The following is a 12,477-nucleotide window of genomic DNA, read 5'->3' as shown; positions in this document are numbered from 1 at the left end:
TCCAATAATTCATTATAGCTTTAGTTCTTGATTATTCACAAGTACTTTCATCGGCTTTAGCATACCAGGGTGTTTTGGATGGTGCTCATAAATTGCAAGGCAGCGATTATTTGTATCAAACACTGTTATAAATGGCGCCGTTATTTGCAATTCATTTTTTAAGAACATACCATTCTTTATTTTCTCTGCTTGCTTTTCATCTACAACCATTTTCGGAAACTTACTTAATGCTTCATCAATTGAAATGAAGATAGACTCTACTGTTCCATTTTGCACGTTTTCTTCAATTTCTTCAAATGATATGCAATCTTCTAATAAAAATTCACCAGAAGCTGTTCTTACAAGGTGAGACATATGTGATGGGAAACCAAGTTTTTCACCAATCATTACTGCTAACGTTCTTACATATGTCCCTTTACTACACGTTACACGGAAACGGAATGAAATAGTTTCCCCCTCAAACACTTCACGGTCATCTAGTAATACAAATTCATGAATTGTAATTGTACGAACTGGACGTTCAACTTCTTGTCCTGCTCTTGCATATTCATATAATTTTTTTCCGTTAACTTTTACAGCTGAAAACATAGGAGGCATTTGTTCAATCGTACCTGTTAATGCAGCAAGAGCCCCTTCTACTTCCTTACGAGTAATAACACGATCTACATTTTTCCTTTCAACAACTTCACCAGAAGCATCTTCAGTTGTCGTTGAAAATCCAAGTGTTACTTCACCTTCATATGTTTTCGTCTCACTTGTTAAAAATTGTGCAATCTTCGTTGCTCGTCCTACACAAATAGGTAATACTCCTGTTACATCTGGATCTAATGTTCCTGTATGACCAATTCGTTTCTCACGCAATATCTTTCTTAATTTAAATACACAATCATGTGATGTCATGCCTTTTGGCTTATGTAATAATACTACACCTTCCATATATGTTCACCTCATCATAATTCTTTCATAGTAATTATCCAAAATTAATTTTGCATTGAAAAAATGGATAGACAAATGTCTATCCATTATTCTTCACGTTTACCGTCTTTATTAATTTGATGTAAAAGTGTATCAATTCGATGACCATATCCGATAGACTCATCAAACTCAAAGGAAATTTCCGGTGTTTTACGAAGACGAATGCGCTGGCCAATTTCTGAACGAATGAAACCTTTTGCCTTCGCTAAACCTTTTAATGTACTTTCTTTCTGTTCCTCATCACCTAAAACAGAAATATATACTGTAGCAATTTGTAAATCTCCACTCACTTGTACATCTGTTACTGTAACAAATCCAACACGTGGATCTTTAATTTTACGACTGATGATGTCGCCTAATTCTTTTTTCATTTGCTCGCCTACACGGTTTGCACGTAATTTCATAACTCTTCACCTCATTCAATACCATTCCAATTGTGTTATTGTACGTTCAATTTCAGGAAATGAATCGATGTACTCGAGTACACGATTCATTTCTTTTTCACAAATAACACGATTAGAGGATACAGAAACAATTGCAATTTCTGTACGTTGCCATACATCTTGATGCCCTACTTCTGAAACAGCTACATTATAACGCTGCTTCACACGAGTTAGCACCCGTTGCAAAATTGCTCGTTTCTCTTTTAAAGAATGCACATCGTAAATCATACACTCGAATGAGAGTGAAGCGATAATCATCGCTTCACTTCTTCCATAATGTACGCTTCAATGATGTCCCCTTCTTTAAGATCATTATATCTCTCAATTGTAATACCACACTCATAGTTTTGTGCAACTTCTTTTACGTCATCTTTGAAACGTTTTAACGTATCAAGTTGTCCTTCGAAAATTACTACGCCATCACGGATAATACGCACGCCACTATCACGTGTAATTTTACCGTCAATTACGTAACAACCTGCGATTGTTCCAACTTTTGTTACTTTGAATGTTTGGCGTACTTCCGCTTGACCGATTACTTTTTCTTCGAATTCTGGATCCAGCATACCTTGCATTGCTGATTCGATTTCTTCGATTACTTTATAGATAATACGGTGTAAACGAACATCAACATTCTCTAATTCAGCTGTACGCTTCGCATTCACATCAGGGCGTACGTTAAATCCAATTACAATTGCATTAGATGCAGAAGCTAAAATAACATCAGATTCTGTAATCGCACCTACGCCTGTATGGATAATTTTAACTTTAACACCTTCAACATCAATTTTACGAAGTGACGCTGCCATTGCTTCTACAGAACCTTGTACGTCTGCTTTCACAATTAAGTTAATTTCTTTTACATCGCCTTCTTGGATTTGTTGGAATAAATCTTCAAGGCTTAATTTAGATTTTTCACCACGCTGAGCAAGTAACGCTTCTTGTGCACGTGATTCACCGATTTGACGAGCTTTCTTCTCATCAGCGAATGCCATGAAACGATCTCCCGCTTGTGGTACTTCGTTTAAACCTGTAATTTCAACAGGAGTTGATGGACCAGCAACTTTTACACGACGACCAATATCACTTACCATTGCACGAACACGTCCGAATGAAGTACCAACAACGATTGGATCTCCAACTCGAAGTGTACCGTTTTGAACAAGTAATGTCGCGATAGTTCCTTTACCTTTATCAAGCTGTGCTTCGATTACAGTACCAGTTGCATAGCGGTTTGGATTTGCTTTATATTCTTCTACTTCACTTACAAGAAGAATCATTTCTAATAAGTTGTCAATTCCTTCACCTTGAATTGCAGAAATTGGTACGAAAATTGTATCTCCGCCCCAAGCTTCTGGAACTAATTCATATTCTGTTAATTCTTGCATTACACGATCAGGATTTGCCGCTGGTTTATCCATTTTATTCACAGCTACAATAATTGGTACTCCAGCTGCTTTCGCATGGCTAATTGCTTCAACTGTTTGTGGCATAACACCGTCATCAGCTGCAACAACAAGGATTGTAATATCCGTTACTTGCGCACCACGAGCACGCATCGTTGTAAATGCCGCGTGACCAGGCGTATCTAAGAATGTAATCTTCTTGTCATTTACTTCAACTTGGTATGCACCAATATGCTGAGTAATTCCACCTGCTTCGCCTGCAGTTACTTTTGAATTACGGATAGAGTCAAGTAAAGTTGTTTTACCATGGTCAACGTGCCCCATAATTGTAACTACAGCTGGACGCTCTTTTAAGTTCTCTTCATCATCTTGCTCATCGATGAATGTTTCAAATTCAGTTTCACTTACAACTACTTCTTCTTCTACTTCAATACCATAATCAGTAGCAATTAACTCAATTGTATCTTTATCTAAGTCTTGGTTAATTGTTGCCATAATTCCAAGCATAAAGAGCTTCTTAATAATTTCAGACGGCTCTTTGCTTAATTTTTTAGCAAGCTCACCTACTGTAAGACTTCCAGAGAAAGTAACTTTATCTGGTGTTTCTACAGTTTGTGTTTGTTGTCTTCCAGCAAAGTTATCTTGACGTTTGTCTTCATTTCCCTTGCCTTTTTTCTTTTTCTTATTGCTGTTCTTTTTACTACGAACAACTTTTTCTTCTACTTCAAACTCATCTGCAACAGAAGGTTTTTCAGTTTGATACGCATTATCTAATTTATTTACTACTTCATCTTCTAACATTGTCATATGATTCGAAACCTCGATATTCATTTCTTTTAGTTTTGTCATAAGATCTTTACTTGAGATATTATGTTGTTTTGCATATTCATGCACTCGAATTTTACTCATACCTTCACCCCCGGTAATTTGTATCGAGCATGCTACGCAGCTTTTTCGCAAAGCCCTCATCTAACACAGCTACAACGACTCGCTCGTCTCTCCCAATCGCATGCCCTAATTGTTGTCGATTTTCGACCTTTCTCATTGGTACGTTGTAATACGTCGCTTTATCCGTGATGCGTTTTGTAGTATTTGCTGACGCATCTTCAGATAGCAATACAAGTTTTGCTTTGCCACTTCGTACTTCTTTTAAAACAAGTTCTTCACCCGAAATAATTTTCCGAGCCCGGTTTGCTAGTCCTAAAAACGATTTCCAATCGGACACTTATTTCGACTCCTTCTCAACAAGCTCAAGAAGCTCTTCGTATAGAGAACCGTCGATTTTCGCTTTTAGATGATGTTCCAAAACATTTTTCTTTTGGGCTTGAAGAATACTTTCTTTATCTTTTGATAAATAAGCACCTCGTCCTGATTTCTTTCCAGTTAAATCAATGGACACTTCTCCCTCTTTGGAACGAACAATGCGAACGAGCTCTCGTTTTGATTTCATTTCTTGCGTTGCAACACATTTTCGTAACGGAACTTTTCGATTGCTCATACTCATCACCTCTATTCGATTTCGTCTTCAACTGAATCGAATCCGAATGCGATTACGCTATCTTCTTCTGTTACAATACCAAGTTGTTTCGCATCAGACTCACTCTTAATATCAATTTTCCAACCTGTTAATTTAGCTGCAAGACGTGCATTTTGTCCACGCTTACCAATAGCTAATGACAGTTGGTGGTCTGGAACAACAACTGTTGTTGCTTTTTCTTCTTCATCTACAAGAACTTTAACAACTTGTGATGGGCTTAAAGCATTTGCAACATATTCTACTGGATCATTTGACCAGCGAACGATGTCAATCTTTTCGCCTTTTAATTCGTCTACGATGCGTTGTACACGTTGTCCTTTCGGTCCTACACAAGAACCTACTGGATCAACATCAATGTTCTCTGCATGTACAGAAATTTTAGAACGATCGCCAGCTTCACGTGCTACAGAACGAATTTCAACAGTTCCATCATAAATTTCAGGAACTTCCATTTCGAATAAACGTTTTAAAAGACCAGGATGTGTACGTGATACGTAAATTTGTGGTCCTTTTGTTGTTTTTTCTACTTTCGTAATAAATACGCGAATACGATCATGTGGTTTGTACTGTTCGTTTGGCATTTGCTCACTTACAGGTAATAAAGCTTCTACTTTCCCTAAGCTTACATAGATAAAACGAGCATCTTGACGTTGTACGATACCCACCATGATATCTTCTTCACGGTCACTAAACTCAGAGTAAATAACACCACGCTCTGCTTCGCGCACTCGTTGTGTTACAACCTGTTTTGCAGTTTGTGCTGCAATACGACCGAAATCTTTTGGTGTTACTTCAATCTCTAGTACGTCACCATCTTGATAGTTTGGATTAATTTGTCTTGCTTCTTCAACAGAAATTTCAAGACGTGGATCAAACACATTATCTACAACGTCTTTACGTGCTAAAACTTGAATTGTTCCCACTTCTGGGTTAAAGCTCACACGAACGTTTTGTGCTTGATTAAAATTGCGTTTATAAGCAGAGATTAACGCTGCTTCAATCGCATCAATAATAATATCTTTGCTGATTCCTTTTTCTGACTCTAATACGAGCAAGGCATCTAACAACTCAGTGCTCATGAAGATCCCCCTTCTAACTAAAACGTAACAGCAAGTCGCGCATTTGCAACTTTATCCATTGGAATTTGGATTTCTTTTTTACGTGTTTTAATTGTTAATAATAATGTAATTGTAGTACCATCGTAGGAAAGTAGCTTTCCTTCAAACATTTTTTCACCATCAATCGGCTCATATGTTTTAATTGCCACTTGTTTTCCTACCGCTTGCTGGAAGTCTTTCTCTTTCTTTAATGGGCGTTCCGCTCCAGGAGATGATACATCCAAAAAGTAAAGATGAGGAATTGGATCCTCTTTATCTAAAGCTTCGCTTAAACGTTCACTTACCGCACCGCATTCTTCAATGTCGACTCCCTTTTCAGAATCGATGAATACGCGTAAGAACCAGTCTTGTCCTTCTTGCACATACTCTACATCTACAAGTTCAAGATTTAACTCTTCAACGATTGGCTGCGCAAATGCTTCTACAACTTCTGTGACTTTCTTATCCATAAACAGCCTCCTTCCTGCCGCCATGTACCATTTACAAGAAAAGACCCCGTCCATAAAAACGGTCCATCTTATTCTTTCTCGTTAGCTAACAAAAGCCCCTGCCGTTAAGCAGGGAATATCTGTCTTAGTATTACCAAATTTAAGAAGTAAAACTTGTAACAAAATATGTATATACGACAGAAATTTCTTACCTCTCCACATCAATAAAACGTAGATAGTAACACGAAAGAGTGGGTTTCCCCACTCTTTTTTTTACACAATATACATGACATGGTTATCTCGGTTAATAGTATACCATAGCAAATGTTGATTTGCAAAGAATTTTCCTACCTATTAGAACAGTGATAACTGGTTTTGATCAGGTAGATCGCCTAAGCAACCTTGACTATCTAAATACTCAATAATTGTTTTCGAAACCTTACTGCGCTGCTGTAAATCTTCTTTTGATAAGAAATCTCCATTTTTGCGTGCTTCTACAATACTTAAAGCTGCGTTTGTACCAAGTCCAGGCACTGCATTAAATGGAGGAATTAAAGTATCCCCATCAATAATAAATTCTGTTGCATGCGAACGGTATAAATCAACCTTTTGGAATGAGTATCCACGCTCACACATTTCAAGTGTCATTTCTAGTACTGTTAATAAACTTTTCTCTTTCGGCGCTGCATCCAAACCTTTTTGCGCAATTTCATCAATTCTTACACGTATAGATGCTGAACCTTTCGCCATCGCCTCTATATCAAAGTCATCTGCACGAACTGTAAAGTATGCCGCATAGAATAGAAGCGCGAAATGTACTTTAAAGTATGCAATACGTACAGCCATAAGTACGTAAGCAGCCGCATGGGCTTTAGGGAACATGTACTTTATTTTCTTACATGAATCAATATACCAACCTGGTACATTATTACTTTTCATGTCATCTTCCCATTCTTCCGGTACACCTTTACCTTTACGAACTGACTCCATGATTTTGAAGGCTAATGATGGGTCTAAACCTTGATAGATTAAATATACCATGATGTCATCACGACAACCGATAACTTCACTCAGCGTACATGTACCGTTATAAATTAACTCGTTTGCATTACCAAGCCATACGTCTGTACCATGTGATAGTCCAGAGATTTGGACTAACTCAGAGAATGTCGTAGGTTTCGTCTCTTCTAACATCTGCCTTACGAATTTCGTACCAAACTCTGGTATACCAAGTGTACCTGTTTTACAGTTAATTTGTTCTTCCGTTACCCCTAACGATTCCGGGCCTGAGAAAATTTTCATTACTTCCGGATCGTCTGTTGGGATTGTTTTCGGATCAATACCACTTAAATCTTGTAACATACGAATAACAGTAGGATCATCGTGTCCTAGTATATCAAGTTTCAATAAATTATCATGAATGGAGTGGAAATCAAAGTGTGTCGTTCTCCACTCAGCCCCTATTGAATCTGCCGGAAACTGAATTGGTGAGAAATCAAAGATATCCATGTAATCTGGCACAACGATAATACCACCTGGATGCTGTCCTGTTGTACGTTTTACGCCCGTACATCCTGCTACTAAGCGGTCAATCTCTGCATTTCGAATCGTTAAATTATGATCATTTGCATAACCTTTTACATATCCATAAGCCGTTTTTTCCGCAACTGTACCTATTGTACCCGCACGGTATACATAATCTTCACCGAACAGTACCTTCGTATAGTTATGGGCACGTGGTTGGTATTCCCCGGAGAAGTTCAGATCGATATCGGGTACCTTATCTCCTTTAAATCCAAGGAACGTTTCGAACGGAATATCATGTCCATCTTTCACGTATGGAACATTACATGCAGGACATTCTTTATCCGGCAAGTCAAAACCAGAACCTACAGAACCATCATTAAAGAATTCTGATTGCTTACACTTCGGACATACATAGTGTGGTGGTAATGGGTTTACTTCTGTAATTTCCATCATCGTTGCAACGAATGATGAACCTACCGATCCACGCGAACCTACTAAATATCCGTCTACTAATGATTTTTTTACGAGCTTATGTGAAATTAAATAAATTACGGCGAATCCATGCCCAATAATACTTTTTAATTCTTTTTCTAAACGCGCTTCTACAATTTCAGGTAACTCTTCACCATAAATGCTACGCGCCATTTTATAACTCATGTCACGCGTCTCATCATCTGCACCTTCAATTTTCGGTGTATATAGATCATCTTTCACTGGATGAACATCACCAATTAATGATGCAATCTTCTGTGTATTCGTTACAACAATTTCTTTCGCTACGTCTTCACCTAAGAATGAAAAACACTCTAACATTTCATCCGTTGTACGGAAATGTACAGGTGGTAAAGAATGTCGGTTTAACGGATTGGCTCCGCCCTGCGAACTGACTAAAATTTTGCGATACATCGCATCCTCTGGATCTATATAATGCACGTTTCCTGTAGCAACAACTGGTTTATCTAACGTCTCACCTAGTTTTACTAAGTTAGAAATAATTGTTTTTAATTGTCCCTCATCTCGAACAAGTTCACGTTCTACTAAATGACGTAACACCTCTGGAGGCATTACTTCAATATAATCATAGAACTGCGCAATTTCTTCTACCTCTTCAGGAGCTTTTTGCATCATCGCCTCAAACACTTCACCTTTATCACAAGCCGTTCCTACTAAAATTCCTTCACGATATTTTTTTAATAGTGACCTTGGTACTCGTGGTACACGATAAAAGTAATTTAGGTGAGAATAGGAAACAAGTTTATATAAATTTTTCAACCCTACATCTGATGTGGCAAGTAACGTCATATGACTTGGACGTCCACGCTTATACGCATCCCCTTGCCCCATGCTATCATTTAATTGATCGTGATATTCAAATCCCTTTTCAATCACATCTTTTAACATTTTCACAAGTAAGTATCCCGTTGCTTCTGTATCATAAATCGCACGGTGATGTTGCGTTAATTCAATATCAAGCTTTTTACACATCGTATTTAATCGATGGTTTTTCATTTCTGGGAATAAGAATCTTGCAAGTTCTAACGTATCAATAACAGGGTTATTCGTTTTTTCTAGTCCAGCCTTTTTAAAACCTACGTTAATAAAGCCCATATCAAAACTTGCGTTATGAGCAACAAGTGTATGGTCGCCCATCCATTCTTCAAACTTTTTAAACACTTCGTCCACTTCTGGTGCATCCGTTAACATATCATCTGTAATACCTGTTAATTCAATAATCGTCGCAGATAATGGTTGATGTGGATTTGCGAAAGATTCAAAGCGGTCAATAATTTCGCCACCTTTTACTTTTACAGCCGCTAACTCGATAACAGTATCATATACAGCTGATAAACCTGTCGTCTCAACGTCGAAAACAACATACGTTTCCTCTGCAAGTAAACGATGCGCTTCGTTATATGCAATTGGTACACCATCATTAACTAGATTCGCTTCTACACCATATATAACTTTAACCCCAGCCTTTTTACCCGCAGAATATGCCTCTGGGAAAGACTGTGCAACAGCATGGTCTGTAACAGCGATTGCCTCATGTCCCCATTTACCTGCTTGGGCAACAAGTCTAGAAACAGGAGTAACAGCGTCCATTTGGCTCATCGGTGTGTGAAGATGCAGCTCTACACGTTTTTCACCTTCTGGCGCTTTATCTTTACGAGACGGTCCTGTTATTTCATTTATATCATTTGCAATCATTACTAAATCTCGAACGAATGTATCATTTTGAACAGAACCACGCGCTTTCACCCACATTCCTTTTTTCAAGGATTGCAGCATTGGAATATCTTCTTTGTCACGCGAGAACATTTTGATCATAATTGAATCCGTATAGTCTGTTATTTTTAACGTTAATAACGTACGGCCACTACGCAGCTCTTTCGTTTCTACATGGAAGACGTACCCTTGAACTGTTTTTCTTCTTTCTTCATCTTGAATTTCTCGCATCGGTGTAATCTCTTCATCCGGCTTAATAAGATATCCGAGTACAACCGGTCCTTCATGCACAACGCTACTTTCTTCAGCTTGCTTCTTCGCCATTTCTTCCATAGCTTGTATAACACGTTCACGATCTTCTTGCTGCGTTTGCTCACGAAACTTTTGCATTTCTTCTGTATTTTGCTGTATATGTGTGTCTAACTGAAAACGCGGGAATCCAAAAGTTTCGTATTGATCCCCTACTGGTTTCGCAACGTTTTTCTTTAAAGCAGTAGATTCCAGCTCATTATTCACATTTATTAGCAACTTCACTCCATTCACCTGCGGAAGCTGCTTCTTTAAGTAAGCAAACATAGGTGAAAATGTAATTCGTTCCGTACAAAGCGGCCAATACGCCCTCACTTCTTCTTCTGTAAATTGTTTATTCTCTGTTTCTAATGCAAATGTTGTTCTTGCAATATGAGAAAATGATTGCTTAAGCTTTGTTTCTAGCAATTCATATAATTCTGTAGGCAAAATACGTGGCACTTGTAAATCAAAATGCCAACTTTTATTCGATTTATCAATAACGAGCCTTTCAATACCACCACCTTGTAAATATTGATTTATAAGGTCGTCTGGTATTTGCAACTGCTGGAGCAAAATTTGAAATCGCTCTTGTTGTTCATTTGTTAAAGACATAAGCACTCTCCTTCCATTTGCTATTATAAATTGAAACGTACTACAAAGAAAGATTTCTCCCTTCTTCTTTTACAAAAATACGTTTACAAAGAAAGAGAAGGTACCTCATTACGAGGTACCTCTTCTTATTTTAAAATATTTGCAATATATGTTTGAAGTTCTTCTACTTTCACTTCTTCAGACTCGCCTGTAGCACGTACTTTCACTTCTACAATACCTTCGTCTGCTTTTTTACCAACTGTCACGCGAACTGGAAGGCCAAATAAATCTGCATCTGCAAATTTAACACCTGCACGTTCTGCACGATCATCTAGTAATACTTCGTACCCTTGCTCTTGTAATGAGTTGTAGATGTTTTCACCCATTTCACGTTGCGCATCAGATTTCATATTTACTGGAATTACATGCACATGGAATGGTGCTACAGCTTTTGGCCAAACTAAACCGTTCTCATCATTAAACTGCTCTGCGATTGCTGCCACTGTACGAGATACACCGATACCGTAACAACCCATAATAAGTGGTTGTGTTTTTCCGTTTTCATCTAGGAATGTTGCGTTCATTGCTTCACTATAACGTGTTCCTAATTTGAATACATGACCAACTTCAATTCCGCGTGCGAAAAGAATTGTTCCATTTCCGTCTGGAGATTGGTCTCCTTCTTGAATGAAGCGTAAATCTGTATATTGACTTACTTTAAAGTCGCGTTTTGGATTTACATTTACATAATGGAATCCTTCTTCGTTTGCTCCTGAACATCCGTTAACAATTGATGCTACAGCATGGTCAGCGATAATTTCTATATCACCTGTTACACCAATCGGTCCTAAAGAACCAACTTCACAGTTTAATAATTCTTTCACTTCTTCATGAGAAGCAAGCTCAACAACTGAAGCGCCGTATACGTTTTTCACTTTTACATCGTTTACTTCATGATCACCACGAACAAGTACAACTACTAATTTCTCATCTACTTTAAATACCATAGACTTAATGCACTTGTCAGCTTCAATGTTTAAGAATGCAGATACTTCTTCAATTGCTTTTTGATCTGGTGTTGCTACTTTTTCAAGTGCCTTTTCTGCTTCATCACTCTTCGTATACGTAGCTACCACAGGAGCCATTTCGATGTTTGCTGCATAATTAGATGTATCAGAGTATGCAATTGTATCTTCACCAACTTCAGATAATACCATAAATTCATGCGTATCTTTTCCGCCCATTGCTCCAGAGTCAGCAATAACTGCACGGAAATTCAAGCCACAACGAGCAAAAATGTTAGAGTATGCTTTGTATAAGCGATCGTATACTTCATCTAAGCTCTCTTGTGTAGCATGGAAAGAGTATGCATCTTTCATTAGAAACTCTCTTCCACGTAATAAACCGAAACGCGGTCTTTGTTCATCACGGAATTTTGTTTGAATTTGGTACAATGTTAACGGTAATTTTTTATATGATTTCACTTCATCACGTACAAGATCCGTAATTACTTCTTCATGTGTCGCTCCTAATGCGAATTCACGAGCGTTACGATCTTTCATACGCATTAATTCAGATCCGTAAGAATACCAACGGCCTGATTCTTGCCATAATTCTGCAGCTTGCATCGCTGGCATTAATAATTCTACAGCTCCTGCGCGCTCCATTTCTTCTCGAACGATACGTTCTACTTTGTGTAGTACTTTTAATCCAAATGGTAGAAAACTATAAATACCAGAAGCATTTTGACGCATAAAACCTGCACGAAGTAATAACTGATGACTCTTAATCTCCGCATCAGCTGGAACTTCACGTAATGTAGGACTGAATACCATACTTTGTTTCATTTATTCGCACCTCTTCATTTTACTCTTACACGCAGTAAAACCCCTCACCTCGAGTTAGGTGAGGGATTTTATTCTACGAGCTCTATTT

The 12,477-nt window shown here is 38.0% G+C and carries 10 protein-coding genes; all 10 read right to left on the bottom strand.

What is annotated here, in order from left to right:
• Window positions 1-12 precede the first annotated feature (12 nt).
• Complete coding sequence (gene truB, locus QEP67_RS08350; protein ID WP_000399336.1) at window positions 13-936, bottom strand: tRNA pseudouridine(55) synthase TruB; 924 nt, start codon at window positions 934-936, stop codon at window positions 13-15.
• Between the two features lie 86 nt (window positions 937-1,022).
• A complete protein-coding gene (rbfA, locus tag QEP67_RS08345; protein ID WP_000776445.1) occupies window positions 1,023-1,379 on the bottom strand; it encodes a 30S ribosome-binding factor RbfA in 357 nt (118 codons plus the stop codon).
• A gap of 15 nt (window positions 1,380-1,394) precedes the next feature.
• Window positions 1,395-1,676, bottom strand: coding sequence for a DUF503 family protein (locus tag QEP67_RS08340; protein WP_000582364.1), 282 nt, complete (start codon window positions 1,674-1,676; stop codon window positions 1,395-1,397).
• Complete coding sequence (gene infB / locus QEP67_RS08335; RefSeq protein ID WP_000036353.1) at window positions 1,673-3,733, bottom strand: translation initiation factor IF-2; 2,061 nt, start codon at window positions 3,731-3,733, stop codon at window positions 1,673-1,675. The genes QEP67_RS08340 and infB overlap by 4 nt, the downstream gene beginning before the upstream one ends.
• A 4-nt stretch (window positions 3,734-3,737) precedes the next feature.
• Window positions 3,738-4,049 carry a YlxQ family RNA-binding protein gene (locus tag QEP67_RS08330; protein ID WP_001286521.1) on the bottom strand — a complete coding sequence of 104 codons (312 nt, stop codon included), beginning with the start codon at window positions 4,047-4,049 and terminating at the stop codon, window positions 3,738-3,740.
• A complete protein-coding gene (locus tag QEP67_RS08325; RefSeq protein WP_000071127.1) occupies window positions 4,050-4,322 on the bottom strand; it encodes a YlxR family protein in 273 nt (90 codons plus the stop codon).
• A gap of 11 nt (window positions 4,323-4,333) precedes the next feature.
• Complete coding sequence (gene nusA, locus QEP67_RS08320; protein ID WP_000102596.1) at window positions 4,334-5,440, bottom strand: transcription termination factor NusA; 1,107 nt, start codon at window positions 5,438-5,440, stop codon at window positions 4,334-4,336.
• 17 nt (window positions 5,441-5,457) lie between these two features.
• Window positions 5,458-5,928: a ribosome maturation factor RimP gene (rimP, locus tag QEP67_RS08315; RefSeq protein ID WP_000359098.1), complete on the bottom strand. Its 471-nt coding sequence runs from the start codon at window positions 5,926-5,928 to the stop codon at window positions 5,458-5,460.
• Window positions 5,929-6,261: 333 nt separating this feature from the next.
• Window positions 6,262-10,563: a PolC-type DNA polymerase III gene (locus QEP67_RS08310; RefSeq protein ID WP_000060008.1), complete on the bottom strand. Its 4,302-nt coding sequence runs from the start codon at window positions 10,561-10,563 to the stop codon at window positions 6,262-6,264.
• A gap of 125 nt (window positions 10,564-10,688) precedes the next feature.
• The gene (locus QEP67_RS08305; RefSeq protein WP_000814330.1) at window positions 10,689-12,389 is read right to left on the bottom strand and encodes a proline--tRNA ligase; all 1,701 of its coding nucleotides are present in this window, start codon (window positions 12,387-12,389) and stop codon (window positions 10,689-10,691) included.
• Between the last annotated feature and the right edge of the window lie 88 nt (window positions 12,390-12,477).

This window comes from Bacillus cereus group sp. MS39 (genome assembly GCF_040448665.1).
In the GTDB taxonomy this organism is placed as follows: domain Bacteria; phylum Bacillota; class Bacilli; order Bacillales; family Bacillaceae_G; genus Bacillus_A; species Bacillus_A wiedmannii.
The sequence above is the reverse complement of the archived record's forward strand: the minus strand, read 5'-3'. Positions and strand labels throughout refer to the sequence as shown.

Coding starts and splice junctions, on each gene's coding strand:
- QEP67_RS08305 (WP_000814330.1), bottom strand. CDS start 12,389: ATGAAACAAAGTATGGTATTCAGTCCTACATTACGTGAAGTTCCAGCT.
- QEP67_RS08310 (WP_000060008.1), bottom strand. CDS start 10,563: ATGTCTTTAACAAATGAACAACAAGAGCGATTTCAAATTTTGCTCCAG.
- infB (WP_000036353.1), bottom strand. CDS start 3,733: ATGAGTAAAATTCGAGTGCATGAATATGCAAAACAACATAATATCTCA.
- QEP67_RS08325 (WP_000071127.1), bottom strand. CDS start 4,322: ATGAGCAATCGAAAAGTTCCGTTACGAAAATGTGTTGCAACGCAAGAA.
- rimP (WP_000359098.1), bottom strand. CDS start 5,928: ATGGATAAGAAAGTCACAGAAGTTGTAGAAGCATTTGCGCAGCCAATC.
- nusA (WP_000102596.1), bottom strand. CDS start 5,440: ATGAGCACTGAGTTGTTAGATGCCTTGCTCGTATTAGAGTCAGAAAAA.
- rbfA (WP_000776445.1), bottom strand. CDS start 1,379: ATGAAATTACGTGCAAACCGTGTAGGCGAGCAAATGAAAAAAGAATTA.
- QEP67_RS08340 (WP_000582364.1), bottom strand. CDS start 1,676: ATGATTATCGCTTCACTCTCATTCGAGTGTATGATTTACGATGTGCAT.
- truB (WP_000399336.1), bottom strand. CDS start 936: ATGGAAGGTGTAGTATTATTACATAAGCCAAAAGGCATGACATCACAT.